At 69.9% G+C, this 21,816-nt stretch carries 18 protein-coding genes and 1 tRNA gene; 18 read left to right on the top strand and 1 reads right to left on the bottom strand.

What is annotated here, in order from left to right; all coding sequences use genetic code 11:
• Positions 1-1,528: thioredoxin domain-containing protein (locus EBL85_RS03250; protein ID WP_148040510.1), on the top strand; the 1,528-nt coding region annotated here is incomplete at its 5' end.
• 86 nt (positions 1,529-1,614) lie between these two features.
• The gene (locus EBL85_RS03245) at positions 1,615-2,505 is read left to right on the top strand and encodes a cyclopropane-fatty-acyl-phospholipid synthase family protein (RefSeq protein ID WP_123142154.1); all 891 of its coding nucleotides are present in this window, start codon (positions 1,615-1,617) and stop codon (positions 2,503-2,505) included.
• Here EBL85_RS03245 and EBL85_RS03240 read toward each other — a convergent pair.
• Positions 2,499-2,990: an isoprenylcysteine carboxylmethyltransferase family protein gene (locus EBL85_RS03240; protein WP_123142153.1), complete on the bottom strand. Its 492-nt coding sequence runs from the start codon at positions 2,988-2,990 to the stop codon at positions 2,499-2,501. The genes EBL85_RS03245 and EBL85_RS03240 overlap by 7 nt on opposite strands.
• Before the next feature lie 142 nt (positions 2,991-3,132).
• Between EBL85_RS03240 and ybgC the strand changes: the two genes are divergently transcribed.
• The 16 genes from ybgC (at position 3,133) to EBL85_RS03160 (ending at position 21,594) form a co-directional block, all read left to right on the top strand.
• Positions 3,133-3,579 (top strand): tol-pal system-associated acyl-CoA thioesterase, encoded by a 447-nt coding sequence (gene ybgC, locus EBL85_RS03235; RefSeq protein WP_123142152.1) that lies wholly within the window; start codon positions 3,133-3,135, stop codon positions 3,577-3,579.
• Positions 3,580-3,585: 6 nt separating this feature from the next.
• On the top strand, positions 3,586-4,260 hold the full coding sequence (gene tolQ / locus EBL85_RS03230; protein WP_123140536.1) for a protein TolQ: 675 nt from the start codon (positions 3,586-3,588) through the stop codon (positions 4,258-4,260).
• Positions 4,261-4,280: 20 nt separating this feature from the next.
• On the top strand, positions 4,281-4,724 hold the full coding sequence (tolR, locus tag EBL85_RS03225; RefSeq protein ID WP_005223674.1) for a protein TolR: 444 nt from the start codon (positions 4,281-4,283) through the stop codon (positions 4,722-4,724).
• Positions 4,725-4,726: 2 nt separating this feature from the next.
• Positions 4,727-5,932, top strand: a complete 1,206-nt coding sequence (gene tolA / locus EBL85_RS03220) for a cell envelope integrity protein TolA (protein WP_123142151.1) — start codon at positions 4,727-4,729, stop codon at positions 5,930-5,932.
• Positions 5,933-5,948: 16 nt separating this feature from the next.
• Entirely contained in the window at positions 5,949-7,250 is a 1,302-nt protein-coding gene (gene tolB, locus EBL85_RS03215) for a Tol-Pal system beta propeller repeat protein TolB (protein WP_123142150.1), read from the top strand.
• 12 nt (positions 7,251-7,262) lie between these two features.
• Complete coding sequence (pal, locus tag EBL85_RS03210; RefSeq protein ID WP_123142149.1) at positions 7,263-7,799, top strand: peptidoglycan-associated lipoprotein Pal; 537 nt, start codon at positions 7,263-7,265, stop codon at positions 7,797-7,799.
• Positions 7,800-7,809: 10 nt separating this feature from the next.
• Positions 7,810-8,652, top strand: a complete 843-nt coding sequence (ybgF, locus tag EBL85_RS03205; protein WP_123142148.1) for a tol-pal system protein YbgF — start codon at positions 7,810-7,812, stop codon at positions 8,650-8,652.
• Between the two features lie 44 nt (positions 8,653-8,696).
• Positions 8,697-8,772: transfer RNA gene (locus tag EBL85_RS03200), tRNA-Lys, on the top strand.
• Positions 8,773-9,266: 494 nt separating this feature from the next.
• Positions 9,267-11,525 carry a tetratricopeptide repeat protein gene (locus tag EBL85_RS03195; protein ID WP_123142147.1) on the top strand — a complete coding sequence of 753 codons (2,259 nt, stop codon included), beginning with the start codon at positions 9,267-9,269 and terminating at the stop codon, positions 11,523-11,525.
• A 688-nt stretch (positions 11,526-12,213) separates the two neighbouring features.
• Positions 12,214-14,166 carry an HDOD domain-containing protein gene (locus EBL85_RS03190; RefSeq protein WP_123142146.1) on the top strand — a complete coding sequence of 651 codons (1,953 nt, stop codon included), beginning with the start codon at positions 12,214-12,216 and terminating at the stop codon, positions 14,164-14,166.
• Positions 14,167-14,476: 310 nt separating this feature from the next.
• Entirely contained in the window at positions 14,477-15,682 is a 1,206-nt protein-coding gene (locus EBL85_RS03185) for a 4Fe-4S dicluster domain-containing protein (protein WP_123142145.1), read from the top strand.
• A 126-nt stretch (positions 15,683-15,808) separates the two neighbouring features.
• Positions 15,809-17,515, top strand: coding sequence for a single-stranded-DNA-specific exonuclease RecJ (gene recJ, locus EBL85_RS03180; protein WP_123142157.1), 1,707 nt, complete (start codon positions 15,809-15,811; stop codon positions 17,513-17,515).
• Positions 17,512-18,042: a ribosome biogenesis factor YjgA gene (gene yjgA / locus EBL85_RS03175; protein WP_123140586.1), complete on the top strand. Its 531-nt coding sequence runs from the start codon at positions 17,512-17,514 to the stop codon at positions 18,040-18,042. The genes recJ and yjgA overlap by 4 nt, the downstream gene beginning before the upstream one ends.
• Positions 18,043-18,122: 80 nt before the next feature.
• The gene (locus EBL85_RS03170) at positions 18,123-19,136 is read left to right on the top strand and encodes a glycosyltransferase family 2 protein (RefSeq protein WP_123140587.1); all 1,014 of its coding nucleotides are present in this window, start codon (positions 18,123-18,125) and stop codon (positions 19,134-19,136) included.
• Entirely contained in the window at positions 19,133-20,749 is a 1,617-nt protein-coding gene (locus EBL85_RS03165; RefSeq protein ID WP_123142144.1) for a glycosyltransferase family 39 protein, read from the top strand. The genes EBL85_RS03170 and EBL85_RS03165 overlap by 4 nt, the downstream gene beginning before the upstream one ends.
• Entirely contained in the window at positions 20,746-21,594 is an 849-nt protein-coding gene (locus EBL85_RS03160) for a phosphatase PAP2 family protein (protein WP_123142143.1), read from the top strand. The genes EBL85_RS03165 and EBL85_RS03160 overlap by 4 nt, the downstream gene beginning before the upstream one ends.
• Positions 21,595-21,816 lie beyond the last annotated feature (222 nt).

The following is a 21,816-nucleotide window of genomic DNA, read 5'->3' as shown; positions in this document are numbered from 1 at the left end:
ATCTGGGCTCGAACCCGAGCCCGGCGAACGCCCCCCCGAGCGCAACCTGATCGGTGCGGCGCTGAACCAGCTCGCGGTGAGTTTCGATCCCAGGCACGGCGGTTTCGGCGCCGCGCCCAAGTTCCCGCACGCCCCGGAGCTGGCGCTGTTGCTGCGTAGCGCGGCGCGCGGTGATCGCCCCGGCGAGGATGCGCCCGGACCGCTGGAGATGGCCCGCGTCAGCCTCGAGCGGATGATCCGCAGCGGGCTCAACGACCAGCTCGGCGGCGGCTTCTGTCGTTACGCCGTCGATGCCCAGTGGATGATCCCCCACTTCGAGAAGATGCTCTACGACAATGCCGCGCTGCTCGCGCTCTGCTGCGACCTCCACGCCTGTACCGGCGAGCAGCTGTTTCGCAGCGCCGCCGAGTCCACCGCCGATTGGGTGCTGCGCGAGATGCAGTCGCCCGAGGGGGGGTATTACTCGAGCCTGGATGCCGACAGCGAGGGCGAGGAAGGGCGCTTCTATCTGTGGGAGCGCGAGCAGGTCCGGGCGCTGCTGCCCGAGGCCGAGTATCGTCCCTTCGCCGCGGTCTACGGGCTCGACCGTCCGCCGAACTTCGAGGGCCGCTGGCATCTGCACGGCCATCTCACCCCGGCGGCGGTGGCCGCCGCCCAGGGGCTGACCCTCGAACAGGTGCAGTCGCTGCTCGGCGCGGCGCGCGCCACCCTGTTCGCCGAGCGCGAGCGGCGCGTGCGCCCGGGCCGCGACGACAAGGTGCTCGGTGCCTGGAACGCGCTGATGATCGGCGCCATGGCCCGTGCCGCGCGGGTGCTCGAGCGCGACGACTATCTGGAGTCGGCCGAGCAGGCGCTCGGCTGCGTGCGTGAGCGACTGTGGCGCGATGGCCGCTTGCTGGCGAGCTATCGCGACGGTCGCGCGGCCTTCGACGCCTATCTCGACGACCACGCGTTGCTGCTCGCCGCAGTGCTCGACCTGTTGCAGACGCGCTGGTCGAGCGCTGATCTGGCGTTTGCCATCGAGCTGGCCGAGACCCTGCTCGCGCGTTTCCACGACCCCGAGGCGGGCGGCTTCTGGTTCACCGCCCACGATCACGAACGCCTGATCCACCGCACCAAGCCGCTCGCCGACGAGACCCTGCCCGCGGGCAACGGGGTCGCGGCGCTGGCGCTGCAGCGTCTCGGCCATCTGGTCGGCGAGCCGCGCTATCTCGCCGCCGCCGAGGGCACGCTGCGTCTGGCCGCGACCGCGATGCGCCGGCTGCCCCACGCCCACGCCACCCTGCTCTGCGCCCTCGACGAATGGCTCGACCCGCCCGAGCAGTTGGTGATCCGCGCCAGTGACGAGCTGTTGGCGAGCTGGCGGCGCGAGGCGCAGCGCGGCTATCGCGCCGATCGACTGGTGTTTGCCATCCCCGAGGACGCCGAGTCGTTGCCGCCGGTGCTCGCGGCCATGGCACCCGGGCCGCGTCCGCGGGTCTATCGCTGTGTCGGCACCCACTGCGAGGCGCCGCGCGAGCAGCTCTGAGCCGCGCGCCGCCCGCCCCCGATGCGCCGCCCGCGGCGGCGCGGTATCGAGACCAATGGATCGCTGCTGCGATCGAGGAGCCCTGGATGACCCGCAACCCACCGCGCCGCGCGCTCGCGCTGCTCGACTGGATCTACAACCCGCTGCGCCGGCTGCCGGTAAGCGCCGTCTACGACCTGCTCGGAACCGACTCGCCGGCCGCCGGCGGGCACTATCTCAACCTCGGCTACTGGGCCGAGGCCGACGAACTCGACGCCGCCTGCCGCGCCCTGGTCGATCTGGTCGGTGCGCGCGCCGGCATGGCGCCGGGCAAGCGGGTGCTCGATCTCGGCTTCGGCTTCGGCGAGCAGGACCTGCAGTGGATGCGCACCCTCGGCCCCGAGGCCATCGTCGGGCTCAATGTCACCGGCTCGCAGGTGGCGCTGGCGCGCGAACGGGTGGCCGCCGCCGGCGAGTCGGCGCGTATCGACCTGCGCCAGGGCTCGGCCACCGAGCCGGGACTCGAGCCGGGGTCGTTCGATATCGTCGTCGCGCTCGAGTGCGCCTTCCATTTCCGTACCCGCGAGCGCTTCTTCGCCGAGGCGCTGCGGCTGTTGCGTCCGGGCGGGCGGCTGGTGCTCGCCGACATCCTGCCGCTGGCGCCGGCCGAGGGCTGGCCGCGGCGGCTGGCGCAGCGGTGGTCGTGGCGCGAGGTCGCCACCAAGTTCGCGATCCCGGCAGAGAACGCCTATCCGCGCGCCGAGTACGCCGAGCGGCTGCGTGCCTGCGGTTTCACCGGGGTCGAGGTCGAGTCGATCCGCGACCGGGTCTATGCCCCGCTGCACGCCTATCTGCGCGCCAATCCCGAGCGGCTCTCGACCCTGCCGCCGGCGCTGCGCACGGCGGTGCGCTTCGGGCTGTGGCTCGAGCCCGAGACCGTGTTCGCCGGACTCGACTACGTGCTCGCCAGCGCCGAGCGTCCGGCGACCGATCAGTAGATCCAGGGGATGAACTTGCTCACCCGGCGGGCATAGTCGGCATACTCGGGGTGGCGCTCGCGCAGCCACCCCTCTTCCTTGCCGGCCTTGTAGTCGAAGAACAGGAAGCCGATCACCAGGATCGCCAGATGCGTCAGGCTGAGGCTGAACAGCACCCAGGCGAGCGCGGCGAACAGCTGGCTGCTGTAGAGCGGATGGCGCACCAGGGCATAGATCCCGTGCTGGACCAGCTGGTTGTGCTCGACCGGGTAGGGCAGCGGGGTGAGATAGTCGCGGATGTGCATCGAGCCGACCGCGCCGAGCACCATGGCGAAGGTGCCGAGCGCGATCAGCACCGCCCAGCGCAGCGGCGCCATCGCCTCGAGGATGCCGGGGGTGAGCCAGGGGTTCCAGCTCGGGGTGAGGACGAAGCCGAAGAAGAGCACGAACTGGAGGGCGACGAGGTGCTCGCCGCGTCGGCCCTGGAGACGGGATAAGAGGGACATGATGACTCCTTGCGCGATGGGTGATGGGTGGTCGGGGTGGCCGCCGGTCGGTCGTCGGCGCCGGCTGCGGGATGCCGGATGCGGCGGTTTTCGATACACTGCCGGTCCTTGAGAATCAAGCCATCCGGTGATTTCGAGTCCCGTGCCCACATCCAGCCAACCCGCCCAGTCCGGCTTCATCTGGCCGATCCGTGTCTATTACGAGGATACCGACGCCGCCGGCGTGGTCTTCTACGCCAATTATCTCCGCTTCTTCGAGCGTGCGCGCACCGAATGGTTGCGTGAGCTTGGCTACGAGCAGGACGAGCTGCGCGCACGCGAGGGGGTGTTGTTCGTGGTGCGTCGCGTCGAGATCGACTATCTCGCCGCAGCGCGCTTCAACGAGCGGTTGAACGTTCACACCCGGCTGACCCGGATCGGCGGGGCGAGCATGGCCTTTGACCAGGAGTTGGTGCGCGAGGCCGACGGCGAACTCTGTTGCCGGGGCACGGTCAAGGTGGGCTGTATCGATGCCGCGGGCGAGGCGCTGCGCCCGACGCGCATCCCGCCCCGGCTGCTCGCCGACATTCGCCGCACGGTCGCGGAGTGACCCATCATGACCTCTGATCTGTCGTTGTTGGCCCTGGTGATGCAGGCAAGCCTGGTGGTGCAGCTGGTGCTGCTGATCCTGGTGCTCGCCTCGGTCGTCTCCTGGACCATGATCATCGATCGCGCGCGGGTGCTCGGTCGGGCGCGCAAGCTCGCCGACGCCTTCGAGGAGCGCTTCTGGAGCGGTGGCGATCTCAGCGCGCTCTACAAGGAGCTGGGACAGGACGGGCGCAGTGCGCGCGGGCTGGCGGCGATCTTCCGCGCCGGCTTCAAGGAATACGTGCGCATGCGCAAGGCCGCCGGCGTCGACCCGATGACCGTGCTGCAGGCCTCCGAGCGGGCGATGCGGGTGGCGCTGAGTCGCGAGCTCGATCGGCTCGAGAACAACCTCGCCTTCCTCGCCACGGTCGGCTCGATCAGCCCCTATGTCGGGCTGTTCGGCACCGTCTGGGGCATCATGCAGGCCTTCCACGCCCTCGGTAACGTCGAACAGGCGACCCTGGCGCTGGTCGCGCCGGGTATCTCCGAGGCGTTGATCGCCACCGCCATCGGCTTGTTCGCCGCCATCCCCGCGGTGGTCGCCTACAACCGTTATACCGATCAGGTCGAGCGCCTCAGCAACCGCTACGAGGAGTTCATGGAAGAGTTCTCGACCTTGCTGCAACGTCAGGGGCGGGGCTGAGCCCCGGGAGTATCCGAGCCTTGAGCAGACGCGCGCGCAGTCGCAATCGCCGCCGCTTGGTGGCCGAGATCAATGTCGTCCCCTATATCGACGTGATGCTGGTGTTGCTGGTCATCTTCATGGTGACCGCCCCCATGATCACCATGGGGGTCAAGGTCAACCTGCCGCGCGCCCAGGCCGGGGCGGTCACCTCCGAGAGTGGTGACTCTGTGGTGATCAGCGTCGATCAGTTCGGTGACTACTACATCGACATCGGCGAGGATCGCGACCAGCCGGTGGGCGAGGAGGCGCTGTTCGAGCGCATCGGCAAGGTCCTCGACTACGCCCCGCAGACACCGGTGCTGGTCAAGGGCGACAGCGCCGTCGACTATGGTCGGGTGGTCAACGCGATGGTGATCGCTCAGGCCGCCGGGGCCGCCGAGGTCGGACTCATCACCCTGCCGCCGGAGCATGACGGACCCTGACCATGTTGCAGATCCTGCGGCGTGACCCCGGGGCGCTCTACTGGTCGCTGGGGCTGCATCTGTTGTTCGCGCTGCTGCTGTTCGTCGGCGTGCGCTTCACCCAGGACGCGAGCAACGGCGGCGATCGCCCGCGCGTGGTCCAGGCCAGCGTGCTCGGCGACCCGGCACTGAGCGCCCGTGTCCAGGAGGTGCGCGAACGGCTCGATCCCGAGGCGCGCGCCGAGGCCGAGCGTCGCGCCGCCGAAGAGGCCGCACGTCTTGAGGCGGAGCGCCGCGCCGCCGAGGAGGCCGCCCGTCGCGAGGCCGAACGTCAGGCCGCCGCGGCCCGTGCCGAGGCCGAGCGTCGCGCCGCCGAAGAGGCCGCACGCCGTGAGGCGGAGCGCCGCGCCGCCGAGGAAGCCGCCCGTCGCGAGGCCGAACGTCAGGCTGCTGCGGCTCGCGCCGAGGCCGAGCGCCGCGAGGCCGAGCGTCAGGCCGCCGCGGCCCGCGCCGAGGCCGAGCGCCGTGCCGCCGAAGAAGCCGCACGCCGTGAGGCCGAGCGCCGCGCCGCCGCGGAGGCCGCGCGCCGTGAAGCGGAACGCCGTGCCGCCGAGGAGGCCGCCCGTCGCGAGGCCGAGCGTCAGGCCGCCGCAGCCCGTGCCGAGGCCGAGCGTCGCGCTGCCGAAGAGGCCGCACGCCGTGAGGCGGAACGCCGAGCTGCGGAAGAGGCAGCCCGCCGCGAGGCCGAACGCCAGGCCGCTGCGGCGCGCCAGGAGCGCATCGAGCGCGAGGCCGAGCAGATGGCCGAACTCGAGCGGCAGCGATTCGAGGACGAGATCGCGCGCGAGGCCGAGCGACTCGAGGCCGAGGCGGCCGAGACCGAGACCGCGCGCCGATCGCCGTCGGTCGTCGCCGGCGGCGGTGGTGGCGGGCTGAGCAGCGCCGAGCAGCGCCAGATCGACTACTACAAGGGCGTGATCGGGGACCGTGTCCGCCAGCACTTCGCCTATCCGCCCGGTATGTCCGAGGGGCTGAGCGTGGAGTTAGAGGTGCGGGTGACCTCGGTTGGCATCATCGTCCCGGGGAGCGTGGTGATGCTGCGCTCCAGCGGCACCCCGGCCTTCGATCAGGCGGCGCTCGCCGCGCTGGATAACGCCCAGCCGCTGCCGGTGCCCACCGGGGCGCTCTTCGACCAGTTCCGTGAATTCACCTTTACCTTCCGACCCTGATCAGGGGGGGCGTGTCATGACCCGATCCATCCCATCGTTGCTCATCCTCTGCGCCTTCCTGGCGGTCTTGCTGCCCGGCACCGCGCTGGCGCGGCTGAACATCGAGATCACCGGCGGGGTCGAGGCCGCGCAACCGATCGCCGTGGTGCCCTTCGGGTTCGCGGGAGGCGGGAGCGCCTCGGTCGATCCCGGCGCGGTGATCGCCGCCGATCTCGCCCGCACCGGTCGCTTCGCGCCGATGCCGACACGCGACATGCTCGACCAGCCGACCTCCCACGAGGAGGTCGACCTGCGCGACTGGCGCCTGCTCGACATGAACAACCTGGTGATCGGGCAGGTCGTGCGCGAGGGCGCGCGCTACCGCATCAGCTTCATCCTCTACGACGTCTTCCGCGGCGAGCGTCTGGCCGGCGCCACCCTGACGGCCACCGCCGCCGGGCTGCGCAACGCCGCACACCGCATCGCCGACCAGATCCATGAGACGCTGACCGGCATCCCCGGCGTGGCCGCCACCCGCATCGCCTATATCAGCGCCACCGGCCGCGGCGAGAACGCCCGCGTCACCTTGCAGGTGGCCGACGCCGACGGCTACAACCCGCAGGTGATCGTCTCCTCGACCGAGCCGATCATGTCCCCGGCCTGGTCGCCGGACGGGCGCCGCATCGCCTATGTCTCCTTCGAGAGCCGCCGTCCGGCGATCTATGTACAGGAGCTGGCCAGCGGTCGGCGCGAGCGGGTGGCGAGTTACCCCGGCATCAACAGCTCGCCGGCCTTCTCGCCCGACGGACGGCGTCTGGCGATGACCCTGTCGAAGGACGGCAACCCCGAGATCTACGTGCTCGATCTCGACTCGCGCGCGCTCACCCGGCTCACCGATCACTTCGCCATCGACACCGAACCGGCCTGGTCGCCCGATGGCTCGCACCTGGTGTTCACCTCCGGGCGGGGCGGCAATCCGCAGATCTATCGCGTCCCGGCCAGCGGCGGGGCGGTCTCCCGGGTGAGCTTCGAGGGTGACTACAACGCCTCTCCGGTCTATGCCCCCGATGGTCGCTCGATCGCCATGGCGCGCCGGATCAACGGCGCCTTCCGCATCGCCTTGCTCGACGTCGAGCGCGGCTTCTCGCGTCTGCTCAGTCGCGGGCCGCTCGACGAGTCGCCGAGTTTCGCGCCGAATTCGAGCATGGTAATTTACGCCACCACCCATGGCGGTCGCGCGGTGCTCGCCGCCGCCGCCGTCGACGGCGGTGCCAATCAGCGTCTCACCCAGGGAACCGACCAGGTGCGCGAGCCGGCCTGGTCACCCATGGTGCAGTAAGGAGTCAGACTCATGCGCATCCACCCTTGGTCCCTGTTGCCCGGCGTTCTTCTGCTGGTGCTCGCCGGGTGCTCGACCACGCCTCGCCAGGGCGCCGACGGCGCCGCGGTGGACGGCGCGACGGGGACGCCTGGCGGCGGCGCCGGCGCGGAGGTCTCGACCGCCGGCATCGACGGCGAGGACGCCCGTTACGCCGGTCCCTGGGAGGACCCGGCCAACCCACTCTCCAAACGCGTCATCTATTTCGGCTATGACAACGCCGAGATCGCCCCCGAGTACGTGGCGCTGATCCGCACCCACGCCCGTTATCTCGGCACCCATCCGCAGGTGCGTGTCACCCTCGAGGGCCATACCGACGAGCGCGGCACCCGCGAGTACAACCTCGCGCTCTCCGATCAGCGCGCCGATTCGGTGCGCCGGGTGATGCTCGCCGAGGGGGTGCGCGCCGATCAGCTCGAGGTGATCGGTTATGGCGAGGAGCGTCCGGCCTCGCCGGGACAGAGCGAGTCGTCCTGGCGGCTGAACCGGCGTGTGGTCATCGAGTACTGAGGAGGCGCGAATGCGAGTCCCGCAGAGAGTTCGTGGCGGCCTCGGGGTCGTCGTCACCCTGGTGCTGAGCGCCGCCGCCGCGCCGGTACTCGCCGTCGACGCCCGGCTCGAGGACCGGGTGGCGCGGCTCGAGCGCGTCATCGAACACCAGCGTGGCTCGGACATCGAGCTCCAGCTCCAGCAACTGCAGAGCGAGATGCAGGCGCTGCGCGGTCAGGTCGAGGTCCAGCAGTTCGAGATCCAGCGTCTCGAGCGTCAGTTGCGCCAGCAGTCGATCGACATCGACGCCCGGCTCAACGGCGCCCGCGCGCGCCCCGAGACCCCGGAGCCGCCGGCCGTGCTCGAGGCCCCGGTCGATATCAACCAGCCCGAGCCCGCGCCGGTTCGACCGGCCACGCCCGGCGGCGGCCCCGGCGCCGGCGTCCCCTCGCTGCCGAGCCCGGAGACCGCCGCCGGCGACGAACGCGACGCCTACGGCAAGGCCTTCGATCTGCTCAAGGCGCGCAAGTACGACCAGGCCCGTGCCGCCTTCGAGTCGCTGCTCGGGCGCTATCCGCAGGGACGCTATGCCGACAACGCCCGCTACTGGCTCGGCGAGACCTTCTATGGTCAGCGCGACTACGACGCCGCGCTGACCGCCTTCGAGGATCTGGTGCGCCGTCACCCGGCCAGCCCCAAGGTCCCCGGTGCGTTGCTGAAGATGGGCTACATCCACTTCGAGCAGCGCGATTTCGAGCAGTCGCGCGCGCGCCTCGAACAGGTCATCGACAACTACCCCAACAGCACCGAGTCGCGCCTGGCCCGCGCGCGTCTGGCGCGGCTCGACGAGGTCGAGGGCGCTGGCGGACGCTAGGGTTTACATTGCGCCGATGGTTTACGTATAATTCTCGGTCTTCGGCGCCCTTAGCTCAGTTGGTAGAGCATCTGACTTTTAATCAGGTGGTCGTTGGTTCGAACCCAACAGGGCGCACCAGAAAATGCAACGGCCCGGACGTTCAGCGTCCGGGCCGTTTTTCGTTGTGTCCAGGGCTTTCCGGCCTGCTTGAGCGAGAGGGGCGTCCCTCTCTCCGCCCCGAGCCCGAGGGTTGGGCCTTTCCGGCCTGCTTGCGACGGTCTCGGGGCCGTTCATGATCACTCTCCCCGCGACCGTGCTCGGTCGCTGGCGCGCACCTGATGCCTTGAGATGCGTGTGGCGAGCCGCTGCATCGTCCGCCTCCAACGCTGATACCGTCAGCTCTCGGGCAGGGCCATCGAGTCGATGCTCTCGTCCCTTGCGCATTGCCTGCCGTTGAGCAACGCCGCTTCGTCCTCAGGCCTGTCTTTGTGTTTCGATCGTTTCTGGCTATGGTTAGCGATCGAGGGTGTCGACCAAGGCGGGGCTGGGCTTGATCTCCAGACCCCGATGTCCGGTCGATCCGGCTCGCTTTGGGTTTTGCATACACGATATTGCGCGATGGAGTGCCTGCCATGGACTGGCTTCACGATCTGCTCGCCCGCGACGTCCTGCGTGGGTTGGGTGAGTGGTCCGATCATGCGATCCGGTGGATCGCGACCTTCTTCGACCAGCAGTCCAAGCCGCTCGCAACCCTCTCCGCCGTCATCACCGTGCTGATGGCGGTCGCCACGGTGTTGTCCTGGTTGAGGCGGCGGCTCGCCGTGGCGCGCGGTGCCGAGGCGCGGCTGCTGCTCTCGACGCCGACCGACTCGGCCACCCTCAATCGCTATAGCGCGCGGGCGGTGACGGTGCTCGGGCGTGACCGCGAGTGGGGCGAGCTGCTGCGCTTTCTCAAGGCCGAGAGCGCCTTCTGCTGGTTACAGCTCGCCGGTTCCGGCGGACAGGGCAAGAGCCGCCTGGCGTTGGAGCTGATCGATCAGGCGCAGGGCAAGGGCTGGGTGGCCGGGTTTCTCGATGTCGAGGACATTCGCCGGTTCGGGGACGGTTGGACCAAGTGGTGGCCGGACCGGCCGCACCTGATCGTCATCGACTACATCATCGGCAGGGAGGCCGAGATCAAGCCGGTGCTGCAGGGGCTGGCGCGCCGTGCGCGGCTGATCCGCAGGCGACGGCGCGGTCGGGTACGCGTGCTGTTGCTCGAGCGTCAACGTTGGGACCGCGGCGGGATCGGAGGCGCGCGTCATGCCGTCGGCGGAGCCGACTCTGCGCCGGCGATCGCCGGCGAGGCGCGGGCCGAGTGGTTCATCCGTCTCGCCGAGCATCACGACGGTAGCGATGCGGTGCTGATGGAGAGTCGTTTCGAGCGTGGGGTGATCGAGCTGTGCAAGCTCGACCAGGCCGCGCTCGTCGAGATCGTCCGCGCGGTCGCGCGTCAGGCCGCGCCGGCGCCCGAGCCGATGCTGCCCGATGCGGCGCTGATCGCCGAGCAACTGGCGCGGATCGATGGCGAGGGGCGCCCGCTCTATGCCTATTTTCTTGGGCAGATGCTCGCCGACGGGGGCAAGAACACTGGCTGGCAGCGCGATGACCTGCTGGCCGCGACCCTCAATCGCGAGCAGGGCGCGCGCTGGCGGCGTTGTCTGGGGGAGGGCGATTTGCCCTGTCTCGGCGATGGCAGCGGCGCCGAGCGCATGGCGGTGCTGGCGACCATCACCGGGGGGCTCGACTGTGTCGACGCGGTGCGTCGGGGGTTGCTCTCGCCGTTGAGTTCGACCCTCCGGCGTCAGGTACTGGTGTTGGTCGACGGTTGTCTCGATCAGTGCGCCACCGGCCCCTCGCACCAGATTCCGCCGGTGCTGCCCGACCTGCTCGGCGAGTGGTTCGTGTTGAGCGCCTTCGACAAGGGGGTCGCCCCCGAGGAGTTGATGGACCGGGCCTGGCGTCTGGCGCCCCGAGCGACCGCAGGCTTCCTGCAGCGCATCGTCCAGGACTTTCCCGAGCACCCGGTGACCGCCCTGCTGCTGGAGCTGGCCCCGCCGGAGCCGCCGGCCTGGGAGGCCCTGGTCGAGGCCGCGTCGACGATCCTCGCCCATCTCCACCGGGCGCGCCGTCCCTTCCCCGAGCAGATGACGCGGGCGCTGATCGCCGCCGCCGAGACCGGCGATGGGCGAGCGATGTCGAACCTCGGGGTGTGCTATCACACCGGTCAGGGCCTGCCGGTGAATCTGCACGAGGCGGTGCGTTGGTATCGTCGGGCGGCCGAGGCCGGTGTCGGTCGGGCGATGACCAACCTCGGGCTCTGTCACGAGCGCGGCGACGGTGTCGTCGCCGATCCGGCCGAGGCGGTGCGCTGGTATCGCCGGGGCGCCGAGGTCGGTCACGGTCGGGCCATGGTCCATCTCGGGGTGCATTACTCCACCGGCCAGGGCGTGCCGCAAAGCGTCGAGGAAGCGGTGCGCTGGTACCTCCAGGGCGCGCGGGCGGGAGACGGCCGGGCGATGGCGCTGCTGGGCATCTGCTATCAAGGCGGGCAGGGCGTGGCGCGCGACATCGACGTGGCGCTCGACTGGTTCCGACGTGGCGCCGAGGCCGGCGACTGCGGCGCGATGGTCAGTCTCGGGGTCTGTTATCACACCGGCCAGGGTGTACCGCTGGATCTGCGGATGGCCGAGTGCTGGTATCGGCGCGGGGCCGAGGCCGGCAGCGAGGTCGCCAGACAGCGGTTGGGCCTGATCCAGAGCGAGACGGATACGGCCCGGCCCGAGGTCGCCGCACTCGGGGTGGAGGACATCCGCACCTCGCAGCCGAGCTTCACCTATATCCAGGCGTAACGCGTCGCGCCTCGCTGTGGTCGCGTCTGGCCCGTCGGGGCGCGGCCGCCGTGCGCATCGCCGCGCCGCACCGCCCGACCATCAGCAGCCCACCCGGCTCGTTATGAGCGTCGCTCCCGGAGTGGGCTGCGGCGCTCGGTCGCCGTCTCTTTGGCCATGACCGCGACTCTCTGATGAAAAGACAGGTCAGCTAGACGTTCATTCCTCCTCTAGATGGCCCCGTTGCAGGATGCCGGATTGCCGTTAGGCACGATGTGTGGCGTTGTCGTCCCTCCTTGGGGAGGGCTGCGTTGCGGTCTCGGTCGGCTGGAGTGGTCGTCGGGTCGATGCTCCGTCGGCGGACCGCTCGTCCGTCGCAAGCCGATCTTTTGGGGCACGTTCGACAAGGTTGTCAGCCATTCGCATCTCGGCTAGACCACGGTAAGGTGGGCCGGTGTGGCGCCGCCCGGCGGGCGTTTGCGGCGCTTCTGTCAAACTGCGGCGTTTCTCGGGCGTCAACGCCCGGTATACTGGGCCGCTTCGTTGCCAGTCATGCGGCGCTGGTCTGTCATGGATGGAGTCCGGCGCGTGATTATGTTTTGGTTGAGCAGGACATCGTGTCTACCGGGCCTGCGGCAGGCGGTGGGCGCACAAGGATAGAGATGATTCAATGTCTCCAGCCGATTTTGCGATACGGGGCCGGCGCTGCATGGATGATCCCGAGTGGACCGCGCGGGCGGTACGGACGGCCCTGCGCGGCGATGTCGGCGAGCTGCCGCCGGCACCGGCGGCGGCGGTCAAGCTGCTGCGTCTGACCAACGACGAGAGCAGCGATATCGCCGCCATCTCGCGGGTGATCGAGACCGAGCCCGCGCTCACCGCCAAGGTGCTGCAGGTCGTCAACTCCGCCTTCTACGGTTTTCCCCGACGTATCCGCTCGATCTCGCGGGCGGTCACCCTGCTGGGCTTTTCGGCGGTCCGTCAGGCGGCGCTGCACGCGTTGTTCTTCGAGGGCATGGTCGGGCGCGGCGGGCAGGGCGGTTTCGATCGCATCTACTTCTGGCAGCACTGTCTGCTGGTCGCCATCCTCAGCCGCAGCATCGGTGAGCGCGTCGGCCACCCCGACCCGGATGCGCTCTATGCCGCCGGGCTGCTGCACGATCTCGGCAAGGTGATCCTCGAATCGCATGGCCGGGTGCGCTACAGCGACTTTCTCGCCGCCGCGACCAACTCCGGCAACCCCATCCGCGACGACGAGCAGACCTTCTTCGGCGTCTCGCACGATCAGGTCGGTGCGGTGGTGTGCGGGGACTGGGATCTGCCGGAGCTGATCTGTCGGGTGCAGTCGCTGCACCATTGCGCGATCGCCGACAGCGGGCTCGACGCCGAGCGCGCGCGCGAGGTGGCGATCGTCTCGCTGGCCGACTTCATCGCCTGGACCCAGGGGATCGGCTCGGTCGATCTGGTCGGCTGCCCGCTGCTCGCCCCCGAGGTGCCGGCGCTGATCGCGCTCGATCAGCTCGACCTGGCCGAGCTGCTCGCCCAGGCCGATCGCGAGGTGAGCGAGATCGGCGGCTTCTACGGGGTCCGCTTCCCCTCGGTGATGCAGCTGCGCGCGAACATGATCAATACCGCCATCGGGCTGTGTCGCCACGATGCGCCGCCGTTGCCGTACGGTGGGCGCAGCAGCCATACCGCGCCGCACCATAGCCTGGAACCCGACGAGTTCATCCCCACCACCCTGGAGGCGTTGCGCGCCGAGTTCGGCATCGAGCAGCTGCTGATGATGCAGATCGAGTCGCGCCGTCGCAGCCTGGTGACCACCCACGCCCTGCCGCGGGCGTTGCTGATGCGCGAGACGGCACCGATCGAGCTGAGCATCCCGGCGCTCACCGGCGATCTGGTGCGCGCGCTGCGTGCGCGTCAGCCGGTGCTGGTGCCGGATACGCCGGAGAACCTGCGGCTACTCGACCGGCTCGGGTTGCAGCAGGCCGCGGCGGTGCCGGTGTTGAGCAATGGACGCATCCTCGGGGTGCTGTGGCTCGGCGGCGGTGAACAGCCCTTCACCCTGCGCCTGCTCGAGGAGGTGGGGGTGGTCGCCGGCGAGCTGGGGATCGCGATCGAACGCAGCCAGACCTTCGCCCGCGAGCGGACCCGGGCGCAGATCGATGCGCTCACCCGGCTGCACAACCGCAGCGTGATCGACGAGTATCTCGACAGTACCTTCGCCCAGAGTGCCGAATCGGGGCGCGGCTTCGCCCTGGGGCTGCTCGATATCGACCGCTTCAAGGCGTTCAACGATCGTTTCGGCCACCAGACCGGCGATGACGTGTTGCGGATCGTCGCCGACACCATGCGCGGCCTGACCCGACCGAGCGATTTCCTCGCCCGCTACGGCGGCGAGGAGTTCCTCTTCCTGCTCCACGACACCGGCGGGAGCGGGGCGCTCAACTATGCCGAGCGCATCCGCCACCAGATCGAGCGCCGCGGTCAGCTCCTCGGTGAACGCTTCCCCGGTCATGCCCTGACCGCCAGCATCGGCGTGGCGCTCTATGATCCCTCGCAGCCCGACCCGAAGACGTTGATCGCCACCGCCGACCGCGCCCTCTATCGCGCCAAGGAGACGGGCCGCAACCGCGTGGTCGCGGCCTGGATGGGGTAGGGACGCCCCAGCCGCCAGCCGCCAGCCGCCAGCCGCCAGCCGCCGGGAGATTGAACCGCAAAGACCCAAAGGACGCGAAGAAAGCGACCAGCCTTCAGCAAACAGCCCCTGGTGTCGGTGTGCGGTCAACTGCTGCGGTACGAGACAACCCTGCTCCCTCGCCGGAGGCTGGCGGCTGGAAGCCCTTTCCAGCTTCGCGCCCTTGGCGCCTTCGTGGTTGGTGTCTCCGCTAGCCACTCCGGCCCTTTGAGCCGGCGTGCTGCGGCGTGCTCCAATAGCCGCTCCGTCACCCTCGAATCTGGAGCCCGCCATGGGCCATCTGGCCGGTAGCAAGTCCTCGCTGATCCCGTTGATCGATCGTCTCAACCAGTACCCGATCGGGTTGGTCGACAACGCCCATCTGCGCGAGATCCTGTCGATCCTGTTCTCGCCCGAGGAGGCGCGGGTCGGCGCCGCCTTCCCGCTGCACGAGGCTACGCTCGACGAGCTGGTCGAGCGCACCGGGACGCCCGCCGAGGCGCTCGCGCCGGTGCTCGAGTCGATGGCCGACAAGGGGCTGGTGATGGACATGGATTACGCCGGTCACACCTATTATCTGTTGGTGCCCGGGCTGATCGGCTTCATGGAGTTCACCTTCATGCGTCGGCGCGCCGACACCGAGCTGCCGCTCGAACGTCTGGCGCAGCTGATGTCGGAGTATCTGCACGAGCAGGGGCGCGGGGGCCAGCCCGCCGAGTTCTTCGGCAGCCCCACCCAGCTCACCCGCGCCCTGGTCTATGACGAGCACGTGCCGGTGAACTCGCGCATCACCTCTTACGAGGACGCGCGCGCCATCCTCGAGCAGGCCGACTATCTCGCCGTCACCCTCTGTTACTGCCGCCACAAGAAGGAGCACCTCGGCGAGCACTGTCGCAAGGGCGCGCCGGTCGAGGACATCTGCATGGTGCTCGGCGAGGGCGCGCGCTTCCTGGTGCGCCGTGGCTTCGCCCGCGAGTGCGATCTGCCGACCATGCTGGAGAAGCTGGAGCTGGCGCGTTCGCTGGGGCTGACCCATGTCACCGACAACGTGCGCGAGCAGCCCTCCTTCCTCTGCAACTGCTGTCGCTGCTGCTGCGAGCTGATGGCCGGGGTGCAGATGGGCTTCAGCGACGGTATCGCCAAGACGCCCTTCCTCGCCGAGATCGACCCCGAGCGCTGCGACTACTGCGGGGCCTGCTTCCCGGTGTGCAACGTCAAGTGCATCGGTCTGGCCGAGGGGCTGCGCGGGGTGGCGCGTGCGCAGCGACATGCGGCGATCGATCCGGCGGTCTGTCTCGGCTGCGCGGCCTGTCTCGATGCCTGTCCGCAGGGTGCGATCACCCTGGTGGCACGCTCCAATCCGGCGACCCCGCCGCGCGACAAGGGGCGGATGTTCGCCCGCATCCTCTGGGAGAAGGGGCGGCTGTGGCCCTTCGTGCGCGATCGGGTGGGACAGGGCGTGCGTCGGCTGCTCGACCCGGGGCGTCGATCCGGCTAGGCTATGGCGTTCGCCCGAATCCCGGTCCTCGGGGCGGTCGCGTCATCGACCCTCGAAGCAACGCGCCTTGCGCGAACGAGTGCTGATGGCCGGGCCCCGCGTCCCTTGCTGTCTTGTCCCGTGTCCATGACCCAGCCGCAGATCCGTCGCCGTGGTGGCGATGCCCCCTTCGTCGATGTCCACTCGCCCGCCGAGCTGCTCGCCAGGCTCTATGCGTTGCGCTCGGGCGAGGCGCCGCCCGGGCTCGGGGCGCTGGCGGCCTTCGCCGCGTTGCGCGGGTTGGATGCCGCGCTCGACACCCTGGAGGGGGCGCTGCGCGACGGCGCGCACCTGCTGGTGGTGGGTGACTATGACGCCGACGGCGCCACCGGCACTGCGCTGGCGGTACGCGGGCTGCGCGCGCTCGGCGCGGCGCGGGTCTCCTATCTGATCCCCAGCCGTTTCGACTTCGGCTACGGGCTGAGTCCGGCGGTGGCCGAGGCCGCGCACGCGCTCGGCCCGGATCTGCTGATCACCGTCGACAACGGCATCTCCAGTGTCGAGGGGGTGGCGCGGGCTCGCGAGCTGGGGCTGGCGGTGCTGGTCACCGATCATCACCTGCCGGGCGAGCGATTGCCGGAGGCGGCAGCGATCGTCAATCCCAACCAGCCCGGCTGCGACTTCCCGAGCAAGGATCTCGCCGGGGTCGGGGTGGTCTTCTATCTGCTGATGGCGCTGCGCGCGCGTCTGCGCGAGCGCGGCTGGTTCGGCGCCGGGCGCGCCGAACCGAACCTGGCGACGCTGCTCGATCTGGTCGCGCTCGGCACCGTCGCCGATGTGGTCACCCTCGATCGCAACAACCGTATCCTCGTCGAGCAGGGGCTCAGGCGCATCCGCGCCGGGCACTGCGGTCCCGGGGTGCGCGCGCTGTTGCGGGTGGCCGGGCGCGACCCGATGCGCGCGAGCGCCACCGATCTGGCCTTCGCCGCCGCGCCCAGGCTCAATGCCGCCGGGCGGCTCGAGGACATGTCGGTGGGGGTCGAGTGTCTGCTCAGCGACGATGCCGAGCGGGCCAATGCGCTGGCCCAGCAGCTCGATGCGATCAATCGCCGCCGGCGCGAGATCGAGGGCGAGATGAAGGCCCAGGCCGAGACGGCGGTGCAGGCGCTCGATCTCGCCGAGGCGGGGTTGCCCGCGGCGCTCTGTCTGTACGGTGCGGACTGGCACCAGGGGGTCTCGGGGATCGTCGCCGCGCGCATCCGCGAACGCTATCATCGTCCGGTGATCGCCTTCGCCGACGGCGGCGACGGGCTGCTGCGCGGCTCGGCGCGCTCGATCGACGGGTTGCACGTGCGCGACGCCATCGATCGCGTCGACCGGGCCGAGCCGGGGCTGATCGCGCGTTTCGGCGGTCATGCCATGGCCGCCGGGCTGAGCCTGCGCGCCGAGGCCTTCGAGCCCTTCCGTGCGCGTTTCGCGGCGGTGGTCGAGGAGATGCTCGAGGGCGTGGCGAGCGGCCCCGAGCTGGTCTCCGACGGCCCGTTGCCGGCGCGGCTGCTGACCCTGGAGACGGCCGAGACGTTGCGTCTCGGCGGTCCCTGGGGCAAGGGCTTCCCGGAGCCGCGCTTCGACGGCGAGTTCGAGGTGTTGCAGGCGCGTCTGGTCGGCGAACGTCATCTCAAGCTGCGCGTGGCGCCGCCCGAGGGCGGCTCGATCGAGGCCATCGGCTTCGATCTGGCCGAGCAGCTCACGCTCGCGCACGGGCGGGTGCGTTTGGCCTACCGGCTCGACGTCAACGATTATCGGGGCCGTCGGAGCCCACAACTCATCCTGGAATCAGTACAACCGATATGACCACAGACCACGATCCCACCGTGACCGAGGACGAGCTCGAACAGGATCTCGGCCCGAGCAGGAGCCAGATCAAGCGCGAGCGCCAGGCGCTGCAGGCGCTCGCCGAGCGCATGGTGGGGATGCCGCGCGCCGAGCTGTTGCGGCTGTCGCTGAGCGAGGCGACCTGGGCGGCGATCGACGAGACGCCGCGGATCAAGGATCTGCGCGCGCGCAAGCGTCACTGGAAGCGGATCGCCAACCTGCTCGAACGCGAGGACATGGATGCCGTCCACGCCCTGCTCGACGAGGCCGATGCGCGCGAGCGCGCCGCCTCCGCGCGCCATCACCAACTCGAACGCTGGCGCGAGCGCCTGATCGCCGAGGAGGCGGCGCTCGGCGAGTTCATCGACGCCTGCCCCCAGGTCGATCGTCAGCACCTGCGTCATCTGGTGCGTGCGGCGCGGCGCGACGCCGAGCAAGGGCGTCCCGAGGCGCCGCGCAAGCTGTTTCGCTATCTGCGTGAGGTCATGGACGCCGCCGCCGACTGAGCGGGATACTGCGCGCGGCCACCAGGTCCCGGCAGTCGCTGCCCGGTCTTCGAACTCAACCGAATGGATCCCTGTCTGCGATGAGCACCCCAGATCGAACCCCCTCCCGGCCGTCGCTGTCGGTCGTCATCCCGATGTACCAGGAGCTCGACAACGTCGAGCCGATGCTCGAACGCGTCCACCAGGGGCTGGCGGACTATGGCGCGCCCTGGGAGCTGATCTGTGTCGACGACGGCAGCCGCGACGGCACCGGCGAGCGGCTGCGCGCCTGCGCCGAGCGCCGGGGCGGGCACGTGCGGGTGATCCGGCTGCGGCGCAACTTCGGCCAGACCGCGGCGATGCAGGCCGGATTCGAGAGCGCGCGCGGCGAGCTGATCGCCACCCTCGACGGCGACCTGCAGAACGACCCGGCCGACATCCCGCGGATGGTCGACGCGTTGCTCGAACGCGATCTCGATCTGTTGCAGGGCTGGCGGCGGCGGCGCCAGGACGCGCTGGTGATGCGCAAGATCCCCTCGCGCATCGCCAACAAGCTGATCGGCAAGGTCACCGGGGTGGCGCTGCACGACTACGGCTGCAGCCTCAAGGTCTATCGCGCCGAGGTCATCCAGGAGGTGGCCCTGCTCGGCGAGATGCACCGCTTCATCCCGGTATGGGTGGCGGGGGTGACCGCGCCGCAGCGTATCGGCGAGATCGAGGTCGCGCACCAGGCGCGCCAGTTCGGCACCTCCAAGTACGGCATCTCGCGCACCTTCCGGGTGCTGGTCGACCTGCTCTCGGCCTTCTTCTTCCTGCGCTTCGGGGCGCGCCCGGGGCACTTCTTCGGCTTGATCGGGATCGCCTTCGGGGTGATCGGCGGGCTGCTGATGACCAACCTGCTGTGGGTGAAGTTCTGGCTCGGCGAGGACATCGGCGGCCGCCCGCTGCTGATCGTCGCCATCCTCATGCTGCTCGCCTCGGTGCAGTTGCTCACCACCGGGGTGCTGGCCGAGATGCTCACCCGCACCTTCTTCGCCTCGGGTGATCGCAGCCACTTCCGTATCCGCTGGAGTTCGCCCGTCGAGACCGCCGGGTGGAAGGAGCCCGAGGCATGAGCCGGCCGGAGACCTCCCCGCTGACGCGGGCGCTGACCTCGCCGTGGCTGCTCGCCGCGGTGGTGCTGTTCGCCTTCTACTGGCAGCTCGGCGCGGTGCCGCTCTACGACCTCGACGAGGGCGCCTTCACCGAGGCGACCCGCGAGATGCTCGCCAGCGGCAACTTCATCACCCCGCACAAGGACGGCGAGCCGCGCTACGACAAGCCGGTGCTGATCTACTGGCTGCAGGCGCTCTCGGCCTCCAGCCTGGGGTTCGACGAGTTCTCGCTGCGCCTGCCCTCGGCGCTGGCCGCCACACTCTGGGTGATGGCGCTGTGGGGCTTCGTGCGCGCCCGGCTCGATGCGCCCACGGCGACCGTCGCCGCGCTGGTGATGACGCTCTCGCTGCAGGTCTCGCTGATTGCCAAGGCGGCGGTGGCCGATGCGGTGCTCAACCTCTTCATCGCGCTCGCCTTCTTCGAGATCTATCGCTATTTCCTCGATCCCGGCGAACGGCGGAGCCGCAACGCGCTGCTGCGCGCCTATCTGTGGATGGGGCTCGGCTTCCTCACCAAGGGGCCGGTGGCGGTGTTCTTCCCGGTCGTGGTGAGCTTCCTGTTCTTCTGGTCGCAGGGGCGGCTCGAACGCTGGCTGCGCGCGGCCTTCGCGCCGCTCGGCTGGCTGGTGTTCGTGCTGGTGGCCGGTCCCTGGTATCTGGCGGTCTATCTCGATGACGGCGCCGGGTTCTTCCGCAGCTTCTTTCTCGAACACAACGCCGGGCGCTTCGGCGGCACCATGCACGGCCACTCGGGCTTCCCCGGCTATTATCTGGTGGTGCTGCCGCTGATCCTGTTGCCCTTCACCGGCTGGTTCCTCAGCCTGTTGCCGCGGTTGCGCGCGAGCTGGGCCGATCCGCTCGATCGCTTCCTGTGGCTGTGGTTCGCCACCGTGTTCCTGTTCTTCTCCTTCTCCGGGACCAAGCTGCCGCACTATCTGCTCTATGGCGCCGCGCCGCTGTTCATCCTCATGGCGCGCCACCGTGACGCCTTGACCAGCCGCGCGCTGGCGATGGTCCCGCCGCTGGTCTTCCTCGCGCTGCTGCTGGCGCTGCCGCTGGTGGTGCAGGTCGCCGCCGGGCAGGGCGGGCGCGCCCACGAGATCGCCCAGTTCGAGCTGGCGCTGCCGCTGCTCGGCCCGGCCTATCTGGCGCAGATCGCGCTCGCCACCGCGCTGGTGGTGGCGCTGGCGCTGTGGTCGCGCCCGGCGCTGTGGCAGCGTCTGGTGCTGGTCGGGCTGATCCAGACGGCGGTGGTCTATGGCACGGTGGTGCCGCGGGTGTTTGCGGTGATGCAGGCGCCGGTGAAGGAGGCCGGGCTGCTGGCGCGCGAGCTGGATCGTCCGACCGTGGTCTATCGCACCTCGATGCCGAGCTTCAGCGTCTATCGCGACGCCATCACCCCGCACCGTCCGCCGCGCGCCGGTGATCTGGTGTTCCTCCGCCTCGACAAGCTCGACCGGCTCGCCGAGGACTATCCGCTGCTGCGCGGCGAGCAGCTCTACCGGCGCGGCCCGGTGGCGCTGGTGTTGATGCACCCGCGCGAGCAGGCACGGGTGCCGGGAGGTGAGGGATGAGCGATTGGCGTACACGCCTGAGCATGCGGCTCGCCGCGCGGGCCGGGGCCGAATCGGCGGCGCTGCCGGGGGCGCGGCGGCAGTGGCGCTGGGCGCTCGGCTGGCTGGCGGTGGGGGTGTTGCTCTATCTGGTCTGCGGCTATCACGCCGGCTTCCTGCGGCTCAATGCCGCGGCGGCCCTGGCCCCGGACTGGCTGTGGCAGTGGTTGACGCTGTTCGGCGACGAGCGTGTCGCCTTCGCGCTGGCGCTGCTCTTCTCGTGGCGGCGGCCCCGCTTGTTCTGGGCGCTGGTGCTGGCGGCGCTGCTGGCGATCCTCTACGCCCGTGGGCTCAAGCCGTTGGTCGATGCGGCACGCCCGCCGGCGGTGTTCGGCGCCGATGTCTTCAACCTGATCGGACCGGGACACACCCGGCACAGCTTCCCCTCCGGGCACAGCGTCACCGCCGGGGTCTTTTTCGGGGTGCTGGCGGTGCACGCCCGCGCCTGGGGCTGGGTGTGGCTCGGTTGCGCCCTGCTGGTCGGCGCAAGCCGGGTGGCGTTGGGGGTGCACTGGCCGGTCGACGTCGCCTTCGGTCTCGCCGGTGGTGGGCTGGCGGCGTTGTTCGGGAGTTGGCTGGCCGCGCGCTGGCCGGGCGGCGCGACGCGCCCGCTGCCGCACCTGCTGCTGGTCGGCGTGGCCGCGCTGCTCGCCGTCTCGCTGCTGCTCGACAACGGCGGCTACGCCGCCGCGACCTGGCCGCTGCGACTGATCGCCGTGGCGGCGCTCTTCAGCGCGGTGGTCGGCTATCTGCCGGTGTGGCGGAGGGGAGAGGTCAACCACGAAGGCGCGAAGGACGCGAAGTGAGATGAGGGAAGGATGCGGTCGGTTGTAAGCTGCCAGCTACTTTTCAGCGGCTAGTCGTCAGCCGCCAGCTATCAGCCGCCAGTCGCCAGTCGGCGCTGCCTGTGAGCAAGGTATTGTGCTGGCGGCCGTCGGCTGGTCGCTGATGGCTCGAAAAATCTTCGTGTTCTTCGCGTCTTTGCGGTTCAAAGCAGCCGCCAGCCGCCGAGTGACTGGAAGCTGGTG

Origin of the sequence: Marichromatium sp. AB32 (genome assembly GCF_003718675.1) — a bacterium.
Taxonomy (GTDB): Bacteria; Pseudomonadota; Gammaproteobacteria; order Chromatiales; family Chromatiaceae; genus Marichromatium; species Marichromatium gracile.
The sequence above is the reverse complement of the archived record's forward strand: the minus strand, read 5'-3'. Positions and strand labels throughout refer to the sequence as shown.

Bases quoted from the DNA above. Each gene is read 5' to 3' on its own strand.
- EBL85_RS03245 (WP_123142154.1), top strand. From the start codon at position 1,615: ATGACCCGCAACCCACCGCGCCGCGCGCTCGCGCTGCTCGACTGGATC.
- EBL85_RS03240 (WP_123142153.1), bottom strand. From the start codon at position 2,990: ATGTCCCTCTTATCCCGTCTCCAGGGCCGACGCGGCGAGCACCTCGTC.
- tolQ (WP_123140536.1), top strand. From the start codon at position 3,586: ATGACCTCTGATCTGTCGTTGTTGGCCCTGGTGATGCAGGCAAGCCTG.
- tolA (WP_123142151.1), top strand. From the start codon at position 4,727: ATGTTGCAGATCCTGCGGCGTGACCCCGGGGCGCTCTACTGGTCGCTG.
- tolB (WP_123142150.1), top strand. From the start codon at position 5,949: ATGACCCGATCCATCCCATCGTTGCTCATCCTCTGCGCCTTCCTGGCG.
- pal (WP_123142149.1), top strand. From the start codon at position 7,263: ATGCGCATCCACCCTTGGTCCCTGTTGCCCGGCGTTCTTCTGCTGGTG.
- ybgF (WP_123142148.1), top strand. From the start codon at position 7,810: ATGCGAGTCCCGCAGAGAGTTCGTGGCGGCCTCGGGGTCGTCGTCACC.
- EBL85_RS03195 (WP_123142147.1), top strand. From the start codon at position 9,267: ATGGACTGGCTTCACGATCTGCTCGCCCGCGACGTCCTGCGTGGGTTG.
- EBL85_RS03190 (WP_123142146.1), top strand. From the start codon at position 12,214: ATGGATGATCCCGAGTGGACCGCGCGGGCGGTACGGACGGCCCTGCGC.
- EBL85_RS03185 (WP_123142145.1), top strand. From the start codon at position 14,477: ATGGGCCATCTGGCCGGTAGCAAGTCCTCGCTGATCCCGTTGATCGAT.
- recJ (WP_123142157.1), top strand. From the start codon at position 15,809: ATGACCCAGCCGCAGATCCGTCGCCGTGGTGGCGATGCCCCCTTCGTC.
- yjgA (WP_123140586.1), top strand. From the start codon at position 17,512: ATGACCACAGACCACGATCCCACCGTGACCGAGGACGAGCTCGAACAG.
- EBL85_RS03170 (WP_123140587.1), top strand. From the start codon at position 18,123: ATGAGCACCCCAGATCGAACCCCCTCCCGGCCGTCGCTGTCGGTCGTC.
- EBL85_RS03165 (WP_123142144.1), top strand. From the start codon at position 19,133: ATGAGCCGGCCGGAGACCTCCCCGCTGACGCGGGCGCTGACCTCGCCG.
- EBL85_RS03160 (WP_123142143.1), top strand. From the start codon at position 20,746: ATGAGCGATTGGCGTACACGCCTGAGCATGCGGCTCGCCGCGCGGGCC.